The sequence below is a fragment of the Mycobacterium sp. 3-98 genome, from assembly GCF_035918355.1.
In the GTDB taxonomy this organism is placed as follows: Bacteria; Actinomycetota; Actinomycetes; order Mycobacteriales; family Mycobacteriaceae; genus Mycobacterium; species Mycobacterium intracellulare.
Genome location: NZ_CP142360.1, coordinates 679,240 through 695,892 on the forward strand (window position 1 = coordinate 679,240; position 16,653 = coordinate 695,892).

The 16,653-nt window shown below is 68.0% G+C and carries 18 protein-coding genes and 1 pseudogene; 15 read left to right on the forward strand and 4 right to left on the reverse strand.

The window, feature by feature from the left end; genetic code table 11:
• Nucleotides 1–26: 26 nt before the first annotated feature.
• A pseudogene (locus tag QGN30_RS03350) lies at nt 27–913 on the forward strand (alpha/beta fold hydrolase).
• A gap of 25 nt (nt 914–938) precedes the next feature.
• Here the strand turns inward: QGN30_RS03350 and QGN30_RS03355 are convergent.
• Together QGN30_RS03355 and QGN30_RS03360 are read right to left on the reverse strand one after the other, a co-directional pair.
• Nucleotides 939–1,151, reverse strand: a complete 213-nt coding sequence (locus QGN30_RS03355; RefSeq protein ID WP_008262084.1) for a TOBE domain-containing protein — start codon at nt 1,149–1,151, stop codon at nt 939–941.
• Between the two features lie 106 nt (nt 1,152–1,257).
• Nucleotides 1,258–1,863, reverse strand: coding sequence for a TetR/AcrR family transcriptional regulator (locus QGN30_RS03360; protein WP_008262083.1), 606 nt, complete (start codon nt 1,861–1,863; stop codon nt 1,258–1,260).
• Nucleotides 1,864–2,004: 141 nt separating this feature from the next.
• Here QGN30_RS03360 and QGN30_RS03365 point away from each other — a divergent pair, with 141 nt between their 5' ends.
• A complete protein-coding gene (locus tag QGN30_RS03365; protein WP_008262081.1) occupies nt 2,005–3,330 on the forward strand; it encodes a cytochrome P450 in 1,326 nt (441 codons plus the stop codon).
• Between the two features lie 15 nt (nt 3,331–3,345).
• Here the strand turns inward: QGN30_RS03365 and msrA are convergent, their stop codons facing one another.
• The gene (gene msrA, locus QGN30_RS03370; RefSeq protein WP_038538141.1) at nt 3,346–3,858 is read right to left on the reverse strand and encodes a peptide-methionine (S)-S-oxide reductase MsrA; all 513 of its coding nucleotides are present in this window, start codon (nt 3,856–3,858) and stop codon (nt 3,346–3,348) included.
• Between the two features lie 75 nt (nt 3,859–3,933).
• Between msrA and QGN30_RS03375 the strand changes: the two genes are divergently transcribed.
• The 4 genes from QGN30_RS03375 (at nt 3,934) to QGN30_RS03390 (ending at nt 6,792) form a co-directional block, all read left to right on the forward strand.
• Nucleotides 3,934–4,440 (forward strand): nuclear transport factor 2 family protein, encoded by a 507-nt coding sequence (locus QGN30_RS03375; RefSeq protein ID WP_009956654.1) that lies wholly within the window; start codon nt 3,934–3,936, stop codon nt 4,438–4,440.
• Nucleotides 4,437–5,456 carry an NAD-dependent epimerase/dehydratase family protein gene (locus QGN30_RS03380; RefSeq protein ID WP_038538138.1) on the forward strand — a complete coding sequence of 340 codons (1,020 nt, stop codon included), beginning with the start codon at nt 4,437–4,439 and terminating at the stop codon, nt 5,454–5,456. The genes QGN30_RS03375 and QGN30_RS03380 overlap by 4 nt, the downstream gene beginning before the upstream one ends.
• A 77-nt stretch (nt 5,457–5,533) precedes the next feature.
• The gene (locus QGN30_RS03385; protein ID WP_014381487.1) at nt 5,534–6,361 is read left to right on the forward strand and encodes a class I SAM-dependent methyltransferase; all 828 of its coding nucleotides are present in this window, start codon (nt 5,534–5,536) and stop codon (nt 6,359–6,361) included.
• Nucleotides 6,362–6,411: 50 nt separating this feature from the next.
• Nucleotides 6,412–6,792 carry a DUF427 domain-containing protein gene (locus tag QGN30_RS03390; RefSeq protein WP_009956649.1) on the forward strand — a complete coding sequence of 127 codons (381 nt, stop codon included), beginning with the start codon at nt 6,412–6,414 and terminating at the stop codon, nt 6,790–6,792.
• Here QGN30_RS03390 and QGN30_RS03395 read toward each other — a convergent pair.
• Complete coding sequence (locus QGN30_RS03395) at nt 6,786–7,184, reverse strand: nuclear transport factor 2 family protein (RefSeq protein ID WP_009956648.1); 399 nt, start codon at nt 7,182–7,184, stop codon at nt 6,786–6,788. The two genes, QGN30_RS03390 and QGN30_RS03395, sit on opposite strands and share 7 nt — an antisense overlap.
• Before the next feature lie 62 nt (nt 7,185–7,246).
• Here QGN30_RS03395 and QGN30_RS03400 point away from each other — a divergent pair, with 62 nt between their 5' ends.
• From QGN30_RS03400 to QGN30_RS03440, 9 genes are all read left to right on the forward strand, one after another.
• On the forward strand, nt 7,247–8,158 hold the full coding sequence (locus QGN30_RS03400) for a DNA-3-methyladenine glycosylase family protein (protein ID WP_038538135.1): 912 nt from the start codon (nt 7,247–7,249) through the stop codon (nt 8,156–8,158).
• 89 nt (nt 8,159–8,247) lie between these two features.
• Entirely contained in the window at nt 8,248–8,796 is a 549-nt protein-coding gene (locus QGN30_RS03405) for a Dps family protein (protein WP_008262065.1), read from the forward strand.
• Between the two features lie 152 nt (nt 8,797–8,948).
• Nucleotides 8,949–9,932 (forward strand): pirin family protein, encoded by a 984-nt coding sequence (locus tag QGN30_RS03410; RefSeq protein WP_009956646.1) that lies wholly within the window; start codon nt 8,949–8,951, stop codon nt 9,930–9,932.
• A gap of 2 nt (nt 9,933–9,934) precedes the next feature.
• Nucleotides 9,935–10,570 carry a TetR/AcrR family transcriptional regulator gene (locus QGN30_RS03415; protein ID WP_041298126.1) on the forward strand — a complete coding sequence of 212 codons (636 nt, stop codon included), beginning with the start codon at nt 9,935–9,937 and terminating at the stop codon, nt 10,568–10,570.
• Between the two features lie 75 nt (nt 10,571–10,645).
• Nucleotides 10,646–11,587 (forward strand): class I SAM-dependent methyltransferase, encoded by a 942-nt coding sequence (locus QGN30_RS03420; RefSeq protein ID WP_248923283.1) that lies wholly within the window; start codon nt 10,646–10,648, stop codon nt 11,585–11,587.
• A 33-nt stretch (nt 11,588–11,620) separates the two neighbouring features.
• Nucleotides 11,621–12,562: a class I SAM-dependent methyltransferase gene (locus QGN30_RS03425; RefSeq protein WP_225331180.1), complete on the forward strand. Its 942-nt coding sequence runs from the start codon at nt 11,621–11,623 to the stop codon at nt 12,560–12,562.
• A 52-nt stretch (nt 12,563–12,614) separates the two neighbouring features.
• Entirely contained in the window at nt 12,615–14,192 is a 1,578-nt protein-coding gene (locus QGN30_RS03430; RefSeq protein WP_225331179.1) for an LCP family protein, read from the forward strand.
• 105 nt (nt 14,193–14,297) lie between these two features.
• Nucleotides 14,298–15,731: an aldehyde dehydrogenase family protein gene (locus QGN30_RS03435; protein WP_009956640.1), complete on the forward strand. Its 1,434-nt coding sequence runs from the start codon at nt 14,298–14,300 to the stop codon at nt 15,729–15,731.
• 56 nt (nt 15,732–15,787) lie between these two features.
• Nucleotides 15,788–16,651 carry an SDR family oxidoreductase gene (locus QGN30_RS03440; RefSeq protein ID WP_008262046.1) on the forward strand — a complete coding sequence of 288 codons (864 nt, stop codon included), beginning with the start codon at nt 15,788–15,790 and terminating at the stop codon, nt 16,649–16,651.
• Nucleotides 16,652–16,653 lie beyond the last annotated feature (2 nt).

Here is a 16,653-nt window from a genome sequence, read left to right on the forward strand (position 1 = left end):
TTTCCGAGCCGCTACGTTCTCAACACATGGTCACCATGCCCGCGCTGGACGGCGTCGAACACCGCTACGTCGAGCTCGGAAACGGCGTGACGATCCATGTCGCGGACGCGGGCCCGGCCAGCGGACCGGCGGTGATGCTGGTGCACGGCTTCCCGCAGAACTGGTGGGAATGGCGCGAGCTCATCGGCCCGCTGGCCGCCGACGGGTACCGGGTGTTGTGCCCGGACCTGCGCGGCTCGGGCTGGAGCTCGGCGCCGCGCACCAGCTACCGCAAGGACGAGATGGCCGACGACCTGGCCCGGGTGCTGGATCGGTTGGGCGTCGCGTCGGTCAAGCTGGTGGCCCACGATTGGGGCGGACCGGCCGCGTTCATCATGATGCTGCGCCATCCGGACAAGGTGACCGGTTTTTTCGGGGTGAACACCTCGGCGCCGTTCGTCAAGCGCTCCCCCTCGATGCTGCGCAACGTCTGGCGGTTCTGGTATCAGATCCCAATCTCGTTGCCCGTCATCGGCCCCCGGGTGATCAGCGCGTCGAACCCGCGGTTCCTCCGCCTGCTGGGGTCGTGGGTCGGCGGCGGCTACACGCTGCCCGAGGAGGACGTGCGACTGTACCTCGAGTGCATGCGCAGCCGGGCCACGCCGAGGCGGGGTCGCGGTGGTACCGGTCGTTTCAGACCAGGGAGATGCTGAGCTGGATGCGCGGCGAGTACGACGGGGCCCGCGTCGACGTCCCCGTTCGCTGGCTGACGGGCACCGAAGACCCGGTGATCACGGCCGACCTGACCGAGGGATATGCCGACCACATCAAGGATTTCGAGGTCGAACTGGTCGACGGGGTCGGCCATTGGATCGTCGATCAGCGACCCGATCTCGTGCTGGATCGGGTCCGGGCCTTCCTCGCCGAAACGTAAACCGGGTGAGGGCTTTTCGGCGCCCCTAGTCGACGCCGATGGTGACTTCGGTCGATTTGATGAACACGGTCGCCGGCTGGCCCACCTTGAGCCCGAGGTCGGTCGCGGCGTCCCTGGTGACCGACGACGTGACGACCTGATCGCCGCCGTCGAGCGTCACCTTCACCACGGCCATCACGGTGCCTAGTTCGACCTCGGTGATCTTTCCCCGGAGCTGGTTTCGAGTCGAGAGCCGCATCGCAGAATCCTCCATGTCAGAACGGGCGGGGTCTGCGGTGAGCCTAGCCCCGCCGGGCCGGGCCCGGGATGGCTTGCGACACCTCGATTTACGGCGCCGGACGCGCTCAATGCCGCGGGCCGAGCAGGGCTACGGACGCATCCACCGCCGGTTCCACGATTTCTCGGACCGGTGTTCCGTCTTCGACCGCAAGTGCGGTGAGCTCCCGCAGACCGCCCAACAGGATCACGGCCAGGGGCGCGGTCAACGGCGGCAGCTTCGCGCGCCGGAACCCGGGACTGGCGCTGAGGTCGATCAACAGGCTGGTCAACAGCTGCAACCCGCGGCGCTGGACCGGGCGAGCGGCCGCACCCAGCGACGGCAACTCACGGATCCAGCTCAACGTGATGGCCGGGCGCGCCTCGATGTAACCGACATAGGCCTCGACCGCCTGCCGGATCTGTGCGTGCCAATCGGCGTCGGGATCGACCGACGCCGCGATCTTCGCGCCCAGTTTCTCGATGTCGACGGCCAGCAACTCGAGAAAGCACTCCTCCTTGCCCGCGAAGTGGTCGTAGAAGGTGCGTTTGGACGTGCGCGCGCAACGGACGACGTCGGCGACGGTGCTGGCGCGATAGCCGCGTTCGGTGATCGACGTGGCCAGGCCATCGAGGAGCCGGAGGCGGAAAGGATCGACCTCGTCGAGAGCGGGGTCGCCATCCGTTGCTGTCATTGCTGAGGTCACGGCCCGCACCCCCTTTCGGTTCGAAACGCACCTTGTCAGCTTTGGTACTGCAGAGTACCGTACTCGGAAAGGTCCGTGGTACATCGCGGTACCAACTCCGGCCCGGCAGACGTGGGGAGCAATGACGCCATGAGTGAACTAGCCACCGTCCCGCCGGCCACGGTTCGCCTGCCCCCCGCGGTCCGAAGCCCGAAGCTGGTGCAGGGCGTCGGTTTTGCCGTGTCGCGGCGGATGATGATGCGACGCCTGTCACGCCGCTACGGCAACGTCTTCACGCTGCGGCTGCCGATGTGGGGGCGCGTCATCATGGTCAGTGATCCACAGCTGGCCAAGCAGATCTTCACCACCAGCCCAGACGAACTCGGCAACATCCAACCCAATTTGAGCAGACTGTTCGGTCCCGGCTCCGTATTCGGACTCGAGGGCGACGACCATCGCCGGAGGCGGCGGCTGTTGGCGCCGCCATTTCACGGCAAGAGCATGAAAAATTACGAAAGCATCATCGAGGAAGAAACGCTGCGCGAGATGGCCGGCTGGCCGGAGGGCAGCCCGTTCGCGACGTTGCCGCCGATGATGCGGATCACGCTGAACGCCATCCTGCGCGCGGTGTTCGGCGCCGAGGGGGCCGAACTCGACGAGCTGCGCAGGCTCATCCCGCCGTGGGTCACCCTGGGCTCACGCCTTGCGGCGCTGCCGAAGCCGAAGCGCTATCCCCGGTTCGGCCCGTGGGGCAGGTTGGACAAGTGGCGGCGCCAATACGACATCGTCATCGAGAAGCTGATCGCCGCGGAGCGGGCCGACCCGGATTTCGCCGAGCGGACCGACGTGCTGGCGCTGCTGCTGCGCAGCACCTACGACGACGGTTCCGCGATGTCGCACAAGGACATCGGCGACGAGCTGCTGGCCCTGCTGGCCGCCGGGCACGAGACCACCGCGTCCACGCTGGCATGGGCATTCGAGCGGATCAGCCGACACCCCGAGCTGTTGGCGAGGCTGGTCGAGGAGGCCGACGGGGCCGATGAGGGCGGCAACGAGCTGCGCCAAGCGACGATCCTCGAGGTGCAACGGGCCAGGACCGTCATCGATTTCGCCGGTCGCCACGTCTACCCCGAGGCCTACCGGCTCGGCGAATGGGCGATCCCGCGCGGCTACTCGATCATCGTCGGCATCGCGCAGATACACGACAACCCCGACGTGTTCCCCGATCCGCGGCGGTTCGACCCGCAACGCTTCATCGACACCAAACCGTCGGCGCTGTCCTGGATCCCGTTCGGCGGCGGGACCCGCCGCTGCGTCGGCGCGGCGTTCGCCAACATGGAAATGGATGTCGTGCTCCGGACCGTGCTGCGCCACTTGACAATCGAGACCACGGATGCGCCCGGTGAGCGGTGGCATTGCCGCGGTGTGGCGTTCACCCCGAAGGACGGCGGCCGGATCACGGTGCGCCGGCGCTGAATTCGCCGGGGACCGCTACTGGCTGGAGGCGGCCCGATGCGGCAGCTTCCAGCCCGGTCGGATGAAGTGGCAGGTGTATCCGCTCGGATACCGCTGCAGGTAGTCCTGGTGCTCGGGCTCGGCCTCCCAGAAGTCGCCGGCCGGGCTGACCTCGGTCACCACCTTGCCGGGCCACAGGCCGGACGCCTCGACGTCGGCGATGGTGTCCAGCGCGATCCGCTTCTGCTCCTCGTCCAGGTAGAAGATCGCCGACCGGTAGCTGGGGCCGCGGTCGTTGCCCTGGCGGTCTTTCGTTGTCGGGTCGTGGATCTGGAAGAAAAATTCCAGGATCGCCCGGTAATCGGTTACGGCCGGGTCGTAGATGATCTCGATGGCCTCGGCGTGGGTGCCGTGGTTGCGGTAGGTCGCGTTGGGGACGTCACCGCCGGTGTAGCCGACCCGGGTCGAGACCACCCCCGGCTGCTTGCGGATCAGTTCCTGCATTCCCCAGAAGCAGCCGCCGGCGAGAATCGCTTTCTGGTTGGTCATCGCTCGTCCTCCTCACCCGCCACAGTGAGGCCCAGGCTACACTCCGCCGATGAGCCGCAATGGTGCCGCGAAATCATGAGCACGCCGAAGTTCTCCCGTAGCGAACTGGCCGCCGCGTTCGAGCAATTCGAAGCGACCGTCGATGCGGCCGCGCAGTCGCACGACTGGGACGCGTGGGTCCAGCACTACACACCCGACGTCTTGTACATCGAACACGCGGCGGGCACCATGCACGGCCGCGACGAGGTCCGCGAGTGGATCAGCAGGACGATGGGCAGCTTCCCCGGCAGTCACATGGTCGCGTTTCCGTCGCTGTGGTCGGTGATCGACGAGGCCACCGGGCGCATCATCATGGAACTCGACAACCCGATGCGCGATCCGGGTGACGGCACGGTCATCGGCGCGACCAACATCTCGATCATCACCTACGCCGGTGATGGCCTGTGGCGTCAGCAGGAAGACATTTACAACCCGCTGCGCTTCGTGCAGGCCACGTTGAAGTGGTGCCGCAAAGCGCAGGAGCTCGGCACCCTCGACGAGGCCGGCGCGCAATTCATGGAGCAATACGGAGGCGCCCAGTGACCGCCAGGCCCAAACTCGTCATCGGCGCCAACGGCTTTCTGGGTTCGCACGTCACGCGCCAGCTGGTCGCCAAGGGCCATGAAGTGCGGGCCATGGTGCGCGAGAACGCCAACACCCGGTCCATCGACGACCTCGAGCTCACCCGGTTTCACGGTGACGTGTTCGACACCGCCGTGCTGCGGGAGGCCATGGACGGGGTCGACGACGTCTACTACTGCGTCGTCGACACCCGCGCCTGGCTGCGCGACACCTCGCCGCTGTTTCGCACCAACGTCGAGGGGCTGCGCAACGTCCTCGACGTGGCCGTCGCGCAACCCGACCTGCGTCGGTTCGTCTTCACCAGCACCTACGCGACGGTCGGCCGGCGGCGCGGGCGCGTGGCGACCGAGGACGACATCGTCGCCACCCGCGGGTTGTCGGACTACGTCCAATCCCGGGTCCAGGCCGAGAACCTGGTGATGCGCTACGTGGCCGAATCCGGGCTGCCCGCGGTGGCGATGTGCGTGTCGACGACCTACGGCAGCGGCGACTGGGGCCGCACCCCGCACGGCGCGTTCATCGCCGGCGCCGTCTTCGGCAAGCTGCCCTTCACCATGGACGGCATCCAATTGGAGGTCGTCGGCGTCACCGACGCCGCGGAGGCCATGCTGTTGGCCGCCGAGCGCGGCCGCATCGGCGAGCGATACCTGATCTCCGAGCAAATGATCGCGTTGACCGAGGTGGTGCGGATCGCGGCCGACGAGGCCGGCGTGCCGCCGCCGCGACGTTCCATCCCCGTTCCGGTGCTGTACACCCTCGGCGCCCTGGGCAGCCTGCGAGCCCGGCTCACCGGCAAGGACGCCGAGCTCAGCCTCGCGTCGGTGCGCATGATGCGTGCCGAGGCGCCCGTCGACCACAGCAAGGCCGTCCGCGAATTGGGTTGGCAGCCACGCCCGGTCGAGGAGTCCATCCGCGAGGCGGCCCGATTCTGGGCCGCCATGCGAAATGCCAAGGGTAAGAGCGCGACTCCCCGCTGAACGCCACGCCGACCGCTGTTCAGGACGCGGCGCGGCGCTGGCGTGGGACTAGCCTCGAGCGGGTGAATACCGAGCGAGTGTCCGTCGATCTCACCGGGGCTCCCCAGACCATGCTGGCGACGTTCTACGCCAAGGCGCTGGACGCCGACTTCGACAAGCCGATCCTGGGTGATCGGTACGCGAAGGAGATCGTCGATCGCATCGACTACGACTGGAAGAAGACGACCATCACCGCCCGGCGGGCGCCGTCGGTCACTACCCGTTCGGCACACTTCGACCATTGGACGCGCAAATTCCTTGCGGCGCACCCGCGCTCGGTCGTCCTGCACGTGGGCTGCGGACTGGACAGCCGGTTCTTCCGCGTGCAGCCGGGTCCGGACGTGCAGTGGTACGACGTCGACTACCCCGAGGTCGCGGCGCTGCGCGCCCAGCTCTACCCGAGCGGCGATCACTATCGCGTGATCGCCGCCTCGGTCACCGACCCGTCATGGCTGAGCGAAATCCCCACCGATCGCCCCACGCTGATGATCGGGGAGGGGCTGACCATGTACCTGACCGAGCAGGACGGCACCGCGTTGCTGCGCCGGGTGGTCGACCGGTTCGGCTCGGGTGAGCTGCAGTTCGACGTGTTCAACTGGCTCGGGATCAAGTCGCAATGGCTCAACTCCGTGGTGCGACGGTCGGGATCCACGCTGCGGTGGGCGATCAACGGGCCCGACGACATCATCGCGGCCGTACCGGCAGTGCGGCTGCTGGCCTGCGAGCGCTGGTTCGAGTCGGACACCTTCGCACGATTGCCACGCTCATCCCGACTCCTGGGAAGGGTGATGTCGCTGATCCCCGCCGCCGCGAACATGTCCCAGTACCATCGCTACGCATTCGGCCCGCCGGACGGGAAGGGTTGACGGCGGCCGGGTGTTACAGCACCAATAGGCGTCTGTAGGAGGTATCGATCATGGCCCACCGGCAAGTCCTGGAGCCGAACGCGGGGCACCCGATCACCATCGAACCCACCCACGGCAGGGTGCAGGTCCGCGTCAACGGCGAACTGGTGGCCGACACCACCGCCGCGCTGGAACTGCGCGAAGCCACAATCCCTGCGGTGCAATACATTCCGATCGCCGACGTGCAACAGGATCGGCTCACCCGCACCGACACCAGCACGTATTGCCCGTTCAAGGGCGACGCCAGCTATTACAGCGTGACGACCTCGTCCGGTGACACCGTCGACGACGTGATCTGGACCTATGAGCAGCCGTATCCGGCGGTCGCCGCGATCGCCGGGCACGTCGCGTTCTACCCGAACAAGGCCGACATCACCGTCTCGGCTCAGTAGGGGACCCATCCCGGGAGGGCGGACGCCGTCGCCCGGGTGTCGCCGTAGAGGCGCATCGAGACGATCAGCCCGGCGCGGGTGTCGAAGATGCACACGAACGGGCTGTCGTAGGAGGTGCCGTCGGACGTCGTGCCGGTGGCCTGCGCCTCCACCACCACCGTCTCTCCCTCGTTGACGCAGCGCACCAGGTCGATGACCAGCTCGAGGTCTTGTTTGCGCCGCTCGACCGCGCGCCGGAAGGTGTCCTTGTCGCACGCGGTGCGCGTGTAGAGCGTCCAGAAGGTGAAGTCGTCGCGCAGCAACGCGAAGCCCTCGTCCAGATCGCCGCCGTCGCTGATGCTCTGCAAAAACATCCAGGCCAGTTCGCCCTGAGGGTCATCGAAGGGCGTCATCACACCGCAATACTGACTGGGGACGGAGTTCAGGGTCAATCGAGCGGTCGGAGAGTCATCAGGTGAAAAGCACGCGCACGGTCGTGTTCCCCGGTGCCGCCAGCTTCGGGCACACGTTGTCGCCGCTGCGCCGCGGCCCCGCGGATCCCTGCTTCCGCGCGACCGGCGACGGCTCGATCTGGCGGACCAGCCTGCTGCCCACCGGCCCCGTCACGGCCAGGATCAGCCGCGCGGCCCCCAACGCCGCGCACTGTGTGGCGTGGGGGAGAGGTGCGGGTGAGTTCGTCGAAATGCTGCCCGCCCTGCTGGGTCTCGAGGACGACGCCTCCGACTTCGTGCCGCGGCATCCGACGGTCGCCGCCGCGCACCGACGGGTTCCGCACCTGCGGCTGGGCCGCACCGGGCTGGTGCTCGAGGCGCTGATCCCGGCGATCATCGAGCAGCGGGTGCCCGGGGCCGACGCGTTCCGCTCCTGGCGCGTGCTGGTGACCAAGTACGGGACACCGGCGCCGGGGCCCGCCCCCGAGGGCATGCGGGTGGCGCCGTCGGCGCAGCGGTGGCGAACCATCCCGTCGTGGGAATTTCATCGCGCCAACGTCGACCCCAGGCGCGCACAAACGGTGGTGACCTGCGCGCAGCGCGCCGCGTCGCTGGAGCGGCTGACGTCGCGGCCGGCGGCACAGGCGCGGGCGGCCTTGACGTCCCTGCCGGGCGTGGGGGAATGGACCGCCGCGGAGACGGCCCAACGCGCCTTCGGCGACGCCGACGCCGTATCGGTGGGCGACTACCACATCCCGAAGATGATCGGCTGGACACTGCTGGGCGAGCCCGTCGACGACGCGGGAATGCTCGACTTGCTGGAGCCGATGCGGCCACATCGCCAGCGCGTGGTCCGGCTGCTCGAAGCCAGCGGATTGGCCTACGAACCGCGCCGGGGCCCGCGCCTGCCGGTGCAGCAAATCCACTCACTGTGATCCGTCGCGTTTTTCGGCGTCGCCATCGGGTACCCAGCAGAGCAAGAAAGTGTGTGGGACCCCCACGGAAGGAAGCTAGGAAACACGCGATGACTCAGTTCACAATTCCGGGATTGACCGACAAGCAGGCGGCGCGGCTCACCGAACTGCTGCAAAAACAGTTGAGCACCTACAACGATCTTCACCTGACGCTCAAGCACATTCACTGGAACGTGGTCGGCCCGAACTTCATCGGCGTGCACGAGATGATCGACCCACAGGTGGAGGCCGTGCGTGGCTTCGCCGACGATGTCGCCGAACGCATTGCCGCCCTGGGTTCTTCGCCGCAGGGCACGCCGGGCGCCATCATCAAGGACCGCTCGTGGGACGACTATTCGGTCGGCCGCGACACCGTCCAGGCCCACCTGGCCGCGCTGGACCTCGTCTACAACGGCGTGATCGAGGACATCCGCCAATACATCGACGAGACCGACGAACTCGACCCGGTGACCCAGGACCTGCTGATCGGCCAGGCGGGCCAGCTGGAGAAGTTCCAGTGGTTCGTCCGGGCGCACCTGGAAAGCGCCGGCGGTCAGCTCGCCCACGCGGGCAAGAGCACCGAGAAGTCCGCCGCCAAGAGCGCGCGCAGCAAATCCTGACACCCTCAGTCGCACACTTCGCGCCCTCGCCCCGGCAAATCGATGCCGGGGCGAGGGCGCGTCGGCTTGGCCGCCACGCAGGTGCCGACCGCCCGGAATAAGTGGACCCTAGTCCGGTTATACCGGGTAGTTCCGCTCTACGAGGAGGTCAAATGCCTGCAGTTACGGCCAACCCACTGACATTGCCGCGCGTCCGCGGCCCCGGCCCCGCCGACACCGAGCGGCCGGTGCGATCGATCACCACGGGCCCGCGCGGGTACGAGGGTGAGGGGTTCCCGGTCGTGCGCGCCTTCGCCGGGGTCGGTAGCGCCGCCCTGGATCCCTTCGTCCACATGGACCAGATGGGCGAGGTGAACTACCAGCCCGGCGAACCCAGGGGCACCGACTGGCACCCGCACCGCGGCTTCGAAACGGTGACCTACATGCTCGACGGGAAATTCGCGCACCAGGACTCCCACGGCGGTGGGGGGCTGATCACCGACGGAGCGACCCAGTGGATGACCGCCGGCTCGGGCATCCTGCACATCGAGACGCCGCCGGCCGAACTCGTCGACAGCGGCGGCCTGTTCCACGGCGTCCAGCTCTGGGTGAACCTGCCGAAAAAGGACAAGTTCGCGCCGCCGCGCTACCAGGCCATCGAGGGTGGTGACGCCGCATTGGTCGCGTCCGACGACGGCGGGGCGCTGATCCGCATCATCGCGGGCGAGATCGACGGCCACCGGGGGCCCGGGGTCACACACACGCCGGTCACGCTCGCGCACGCGACGGTCGAGAACGGCGCCCGGCTCAACATCCCCTGGCGGCGCGACTTCAACGCGCTCGTGTACGTGCTGTCGGGCAGCGGGTACGTCGGGCCGGTCGCCCACCCGATCCACCAGGGGCAGCTGGCGGTCCTGGGCCCAGGCGACCGGATCACCGTCGGGGCGGAGCGAGCTCGGGATTGGGGCGACGCGACCGCCATTGATGTCCTGCTTCTAGGTGGGCGGCCCATTCGCGAGCCGGTATTCCACTACGGGCCTTTCGTGATGAACACTCGCGCGGAATTGATCGAGGCGCTCGAGGACTATCAAGCCGGAAAATTTGGCGCTATTCCGCCAAATGCACTAATGCCCCACCATGGCGGTGGCACACTCTAGCAATGCTTCCACGGGGGACTCGCAGGCCGGGCCGTCCGCCTGCGGCGAAGGCGGACGAGACCCGGAAACGAATCATCCAAGCTGCTCGTTTGGTGTTCAGCGAACGCGGCTACGACGGCGCGACGTTCCAGGCCATCGCCTCCCGTGCCGACCTGACCCGCCCGGCGATCAACCATTACTTTTCGAGCAAGCGAGCGTTGTATCGGGAAGTTCTGGAGGACACCAACGAATTCGTCATTGCGGCCGGTATCAAAGAGGCGGACGCCGAAACCGGGCTGGTCGCGCGGCTGACGGCCTTCATCTCCGTGGCCGTTAGGGCTAATTCGGAAAATCCCGCCGGATCGGCGTTTTTAATCAGCGGCGTACTCGAGTCCCAGCGCCATCCGGATTTGACCGGAACCGACAACTCGTCCGTGCGCGTGTGCCGCGAGTTCCTGTTGCGCGCCGTCAACGACGCGATCGAAAACGGTGAGCTCGCGGCGGACGTCGATGCGTCGGCACTGGTCGAAACCCTGCTCGTCATCATCTGCGGGGTGGGCCTGTACGCGGGCTACGTCGAGAGCTACCAGCAGATGCTGGCCGTCACCGGAATGCTGCGCCAGCTGCTGGAGGGCGCGCTCTGGCGTCCGGGGGCCTAGCCCGCCGGGCGGCGCAGTGAAGTTGCGCACAAAGCGTATAGGCTAACTAACTTATCCCGGTACCATGGTCGGGATATGACTGACCTGGATGCCTCGACACCGCCTTCCGTGCGGTCTGCCGGCGACAGCTGGTCCATCACCGAACTCGTCGGCGCCACCGCGCTGGGCGTCGCCGCATCGCGCGCGGCGGAGACCGCCGGCGCCGACCCGCTGATTCGTGACGAGTTCGCCCGCCTGCTGGTGTCGTCGGCCGGCCCGGCGTGGGCGCGGCTGGCGGACCCGGAGCTGTCCTGGCTCGCCGACGATCAGCACGGGCGGCGCGCGCACCGAACCGGCATCGACTACCAGGCCGTGCGCACCCACTTCTTCGACGAATACTTCGACGGCGCAGTGCGTTCCGGAATCCGGCAGGCGGTGATTCTGGCCGCGGGCCTGGACTCGAGGGCCTACCGGCTGGACTGGCCCACCGGCACCACCGTCTACGAGATCGACCAGACCAAGGTGCTGCAGTACAAGTCGGGCATCCTGCAGCAGCACGGCGCCGTGCCCACCGCGATCCGCCATCCCGTCCCGGCGGACCTGCGCGAGGATTGGCCGACCGCGTTGGCCGCCGCGGGATTCGACCGCACGCAGCCGACCGCCTGGCTGGCCGAGGGGCTGCTGCCGTACCTGCCCGGCGATGCCCAGGACCGGCTGTTCGAGATGTTGACCGCGCTCAGCGCGCCCGGCAGCCAGGTCGCGATCGAGGTGTTCGGCATCAACTCGCGGAGCAACTCGCAGCGCTGGTTGCGGATGCGCGAGCGGCTCGGCCTGGACGTCAACGTCCAGGCGCTGACCTACCACGAGCCGGACCGCTCGGACGCCGCCGCGTGGCTTTCCGACCACGGCTGGCACGTGCACGCCGTGGACAACCGCGAGGAGATGGCCCGACTCGGCCGCGCGGTGCCCGACGACCTTTCCGACGAGGCGGTGCGCAGCACGTTGCTGCGGGCGCGCCTCGGCGAAACCACCTTTTGACCTTCGCCTGCCCAAGACCCAAGGAGTTAATGCATGAGCTCGCTGCGCACCCACGACGACACCTGGGACATCAAGAGCAGCGTCGGCACCACCGCGGTCATGGTGGCCGCCGCCCGGGCCATCGAGACCGAGCAGCCCGACGCGCTGATCCGCGACCCCTACGCCCGGCTGCTCGTCAACAACGCCGGTGCCGACGTCCTGTGGGAAGCCATGCTCGACCCGGACGTCGTGGCCAAGATCGAAGCCATCGATGAGGAATCCGCCGCCCGGATCCAGCACATGCGCGGCTACCAGGCGGTGCGGACCCACTTCTTCGACGAGTACTTCGCCGACGCCGTCGCCACCGGGATCCGGCAGGTGGTGATCCTCGCGTCGGGGCTGGACTCGCGGGCCTACCGCCTCGACTGGCCGGCCGGCACCACGGTGTACGAGATCGACCAGCCCCAGGTGCTGGACTACAAGACCACCACGCTGGCCGAAAGCGGCGCCACGCCGTCCGCCGATCGCCGCGAGGTGGCGATCGACCTGCGCGAAGACTGGCCGGCCGCCCTGCGCGCCGCGGGTTTCGACCCGACCCGGCCGACCGCCTGGCTGGCCGAGGGACTGCTGATGTACCTGCCCGCCGAGGCGCAGGACAAGCTGTTCACGCAGATCGGCGAGCTGAGTCCGGCCGGCAGCCGGGTCGCCGCCGAAACCGCACCGATGCACGCCGAGGAGCGGCGCCAGCAGATGCGGGAACGGTTCAAGAAGGTCGCCGACCAGCTCGGCCTGGAAGAGACCATCGACGTCGGCGAGCTGATGTACCGCGACGAGCACCGCGCGAACCTCGCCGACTGGCTCAACGACCACGGCTGGCGCGCGACGGCGCAGAACTCGATCGATGAGATGCACCGCCTGAACCGCGGGGTGCAGAGTTTCGAGCTGGACCAGGACAAGGACGCCTTCTCCGACTTCGTGATCGCCGAGCGCCTGTAACGGCGCGGTTACCGCCGTTTCGGCAGGTCATCGCCCATAATGATGACTCATTATGGGCGGCGGCGCGGCGCAGCGATCACACCGCTGGGTGCTGTTGAAGGGCCGGCTCGTCGCCGGCATCGCTTCGGCCTTCGTCATGGCCATCACCGGAATCGGCTGGACGGGTTACCACACCGCCCTGGGCCGGATCATCATCTCCCACGCGCTGCCGAATGGGGCGGCCTCGCTCGGCGACAACCAGAACATCCTGCTGATGGGCCTGGACAGCCGGTTGGACCAGAACGGTCGGCCGCTACCGCAGGAGGTTTACGACGCGCTGCACGCCGGCGACGAAACCTCGGGCGGCTACAACGCCAATGTGCTTATCGTCGTGCACATTTCGGACCGTGACGGTCCCGTCACCGCGGTGTCGATTCCCCGCGACGACTACGCCGAGCTGCCGGGCTGCCCCGGCTCGGTGTGCACGGGCAAGATCAAGCAGGCGTACGGCCTGGCCTATCAGCAATCGTTGAACACGCAGGCCGCCGGGGACTCGGGCGGCGCGGGGTCGACCGATCTGGCGGCCCGCGAGCAAACCGCCCGCGAGGCCGGCCGCAAGGCCGAAATCAGCGCCGTCAGCGACTTTTTGGGTATCTCGGTCGACCACTTCGTCGAGGTCACGTTGGGCGCCTTCTACCAGATCGCCAAGGCGGTGGAGCCAATCACGGTGTGCCTCAACGGCGATACGCGTGACAGCTACTCGGGCGCGGACTTCCACCAGGGTGTGCAGCGCATCGACGCGGCCGACGCGATGGCCTTCGTGCGGCAGCGGCGCGACGAAAACGACGGCTCGTTCACCGATTTCGATCGGACGCGGCGCCAGCAGGCGTTCCTGGTGTCGTTGGTCGAGGCGGCCCGCAGCGGCGGCGCGCTGTCCAGCGTGAGCGGGCTGCGCAAAATGCTCGAGGTCGCCCGGGACAACGTCGCCGTCGACGCCGGGCTCGACCTCGGGCAGTTCGCCGCGCGGGCCTCTCGGCTGACCGGTCGGCCGCTGTCGCTGTACACCCTGCCGATCTCCGGCTTCGGCAAGGACGCGAACGGCTCCGACATCAACCTCGTCGATCTCGCTGCCATCCGGCGCATCGTCAACGAGCGCTTCATGTCCGACGCGCCGGCCGCGCTCGACGCCGCGTCGCCGGCGGCCCAGTCACCGCCCGCGCTGACCGAACCCGTCATCCTCGACGTTGTCAACGCCAGCTCGCGCGACGGACTCGCGGCCGCCCTCGAGGAGGCCCTCACCGGCCGGGGCTTCACCCGGGGCAGCGCCACGACCGCCGCCGCCGCGGCCGACGACAGCACGATCGAATACGGTCCCGGCGCCGACGCGGGCGCGCAGGTCCTGTCCGGGCAACTGCACGTGCCCGCGACCGCGGATCCCACGGTGGCCTCCGGAACCGTCCGGCTGACCGTGGGAACGCGGTTTCCCGCGGCGGACTACCTCTCCCATTCCGAAGCCGAACCCGGCGCGGCCGGCGACGCGCCGTCGTCCGGGCAGGTGAGTGCGGTCGCCGCCACCGGCAGCGGCGACCACGCCCCGGCGCCGACCGACCTCAGCCAGATGACGGCCTCGAGCGTCCCCTGCGTCAAGTAACCGCGCGGCCCGATCCTTTCTACTGCTCTCCCAACCGGATGGTTAGTATCGCGGTTATCACCGATGAGCGGCCGCCCCGCGGCGGGACTCTGCTCGGGAAGGACAATGATGACCACCGAATCGGTTGCATCGCAGGCATCGCTCTCCAAGGACTCCACGAACGGGACCGGCTCGGCCGACGTCGCCGCCACGGTTGCCCGGCTTCGTCAGACCTTCGCTACCGGACGCACCCGCGACGTCGACTGGCGCAAGCGGCAGTTGCTGCAGCTGGTGAAGCTGATGGAGGAGAACGAGGCCGCGCTGGCCGCCGCGCTCGCCGAAGACCTGGACCGCAGCCCCTTCGAGGCCTACATCGCCGACATCGCCACCACCGCCGGTGAGGCCAAGTACGCGGCCAAGCGCGTGCGCAAGTGGACGCGGCGCAAGTATCAACTGCTGGAGCTGCCGCAGCTGCCCGGCCGCGGCTGGGTGGAATACGAGCCCTACGGCACCGTGCTGATCATCGGAGCCTGGAACTACCCCTTCTACCTCACGCTGGGCCCGGCCGTCGGGGCGATCGCCGCCGGCAACACCGTGATCCTCAAGCCGTCGGAAATCGCGGCCGCGTCCTCGCGCGTGATGGCCGAGCTGGTGCCGAAGTACCTCGACAACGACGCCATCGCGGTCATCGAGGGCGACGGCGCGACCAGCCAGGAGCTCATCGCCCAGGGCCTGGACCGGGTGATGTTCACCGGCGGCACCGAGATCGGCCGCAAGGTCTACGAGGGCGCGGCGCCGCACCTGACCCCCTGCACGCTCGAGCTCGGCGGCAAGAGCCCGGTGATCGTCGCGGCGGACGCCGACGTGGAGGTGGCGGCCAAGCGGATCGCCTGGATGAAGCTGCTCAACGCCGGACAGACTTGCGTCGCACCGGATTACGTGTTGGCCGACGCCACGATTCGCGACGAACTGGTCGACAAGATCGGCGCCGCCATCACCAAGTTCACCTCCGACAAACCGGACGGCATGCGGGTGGTCAACCAGCGGCAGTTCGACCGGATCAGCGGCTACCTTTCCGGCAAGGACGGCACGGTCACCGTCGGCGGGGCATGCGACGCGTCGACGCTGCGCATCCAGCCCGCGGTGGTGGTGGACCCCGACCCGGACGGCCCGCTGATGCGGAACGAGATCTTCGGTCCGGTCCTGCCGGTGATCACCGTCCAAAACCTGGACGAGGCAATACGTTTCGTGAACTCGCGGCCCAAGCCGCTGTCGGCGTACCTGTTCACCAAGCGGCGCGAGACCCGCGAGCGGGTGATCAAGGAGGTGCCGGCGGGCGGCATGCTGGTCAACCACGTCGCCTTCCAGGTGTCGACGGCCAAGCTGCCCTTCGGTGGCGTCGGCGCGTCGGGCATGGGCGCCTACCACGGCAAGTGGGGCTTCGACGAGTTCAGCCACCGCAAGGCGGTCCTGACCAAGCCCACCCGGCCCGACCTGTCGAGCTTCATCTACCCTCCATACACCGAGCGGGCCTTCAAGATGGCCCGCCGGATGTTCTGACCCGGCTTCGCCGAACCAGTTGCCAGACAAAGTTTTTCACAGCAGAGAGGAACCTAATGCCCGGAGTGCAGGATCGCGTCGTCATCGTCACCGGAGCCGGTGGGGGACTGGGCCGTGAGTACGCCCTGACCCTCGCCAAGGAGGGCGCCAGCGTCGTGGTCAACGATCTCGGTGGCGCCCGCGACGGCACCGGCGCCGGCCACAACATGGCCGACGAGGTGGTCAAGGAGATCAAGGACGCCGGTGGCCGGGCGGTCGCCAACTACGACAGCGTCGCCGAGCCCGAGGGCGCCGAGAACATGGTCAAGACCGCGCTCGACGAATTCGGCAAGGTCGACGGCGTGGTCAGCAACGCGGGCATTCTGCGCGACGGCACGTTCCACAAGATGTCCTTCGAAAACTGGGACGCCGTGCTCAAGGTGCACCTCTACGGTGGGTACAACGTCATCCGCGCCGCGTGGCCGCACTTCCGTGAGCAGAGCTTCGGCCGCGTCGTCGTCGCCACCTCCACCAGCGGGCTCTTCGGCAACTTCGGGCAGGCCAACTACGGCGCCGCGAAGCTCGGCCTCGTCGGCCTGATCAACACGCTGGCCCAGGAGGGCGCCAAGTACAACATCAAGACCAACGCGGTCGCGCCGATCGCCGCCACCCGGATGACGCAGGACATCCTGCCGCCGGAGGTCTTCGAGAAGCTCACCCCGGAGTACGTCGCCCCGGTGGTGGCCTACCTGATGACCGAGGAGCTGACCGACACCGACTCGGTGTTCATCGTCGGCGGCGGCAAGGTGCAGCGCACCGCGCTGTTCCAGAACGACGGCATCACCTTCGACAGCGTGCCGTCGGTCGAGGACATCGCCGCCAAGTGGGGCCAGATCACCGACCTGTCCGCCGCCCAGCAGGCCAGCTTCAAGCTGGGCTGAGC

What these genes read in the sequence shown, in the direction of transcription:
- QGN30_RS03355 (WP_008262084.1), bottom strand. Translation starts at nt 1,151, where the DNA reads ATGCGGCTCTCGACTCGAAACCAGCTCCGGGGAAAGATCACCGAGGTC.
- QGN30_RS03360 (WP_008262083.1), bottom strand. Translation starts at nt 1,863, where the DNA reads ATGACAGCAACGGATGGCGACCCCGCTCTCGACGAGGTCGATCCTTTC.
- QGN30_RS03365 (WP_008262081.1), top strand. Translation starts at nt 2,005, where the DNA reads ATGAGTGAACTAGCCACCGTCCCGCCGGCCACGGTTCGCCTGCCCCCC.
- msrA (WP_038538141.1), bottom strand. Translation starts at nt 3,858, where the DNA reads ATGACCAACCAGAAAGCGATTCTCGCCGGCGGCTGCTTCTGGGGAATG.
- QGN30_RS03375 (WP_009956654.1), top strand. Translation starts at nt 3,934, where the DNA reads ATGAGCACGCCGAAGTTCTCCCGTAGCGAACTGGCCGCCGCGTTCGAG.
- QGN30_RS03390 (WP_009956649.1), top strand. Translation starts at nt 6,412, where the DNA reads ATGGCCCACCGGCAAGTCCTGGAGCCGAACGCGGGGCACCCGATCACC.
- QGN30_RS03395 (WP_009956648.1), bottom strand. Translation starts at nt 7,184, where the DNA reads ATGACGCCCTTCGATGACCCTCAGGGCGAACTGGCCTGGATGTTTTTG.
- QGN30_RS03405 (WP_008262065.1), top strand. Translation starts at nt 8,248, where the DNA reads ATGACTCAGTTCACAATTCCGGGATTGACCGACAAGCAGGCGGCGCGG.
- QGN30_RS03410 (WP_009956646.1), top strand. Translation starts at nt 8,949, where the DNA reads ATGCCTGCAGTTACGGCCAACCCACTGACATTGCCGCGCGTCCGCGGC.
- QGN30_RS03415 (WP_041298126.1), top strand. Translation starts at nt 9,935, where the DNA reads ATGCTTCCACGGGGGACTCGCAGGCCGGGCCGTCCGCCTGCGGCGAAG.
- QGN30_RS03420 (WP_248923283.1), top strand. Translation starts at nt 10,646, where the DNA reads ATGACTGACCTGGATGCCTCGACACCGCCTTCCGTGCGGTCTGCCGGC.
- QGN30_RS03425 (WP_225331180.1), top strand. Translation starts at nt 11,621, where the DNA reads ATGAGCTCGCTGCGCACCCACGACGACACCTGGGACATCAAGAGCAGC.
- QGN30_RS03430 (WP_225331179.1), top strand. Translation starts at nt 12,615, where the DNA reads ATGGGCGGCGGCGCGGCGCAGCGATCACACCGCTGGGTGCTGTTGAAG.
- QGN30_RS03435 (WP_009956640.1), top strand. Translation starts at nt 14,298, where the DNA reads ATGATGACCACCGAATCGGTTGCATCGCAGGCATCGCTCTCCAAGGAC.
- QGN30_RS03440 (WP_008262046.1), top strand. Translation starts at nt 15,788, where the DNA reads ATGCCCGGAGTGCAGGATCGCGTCGTCATCGTCACCGGAGCCGGTGGG.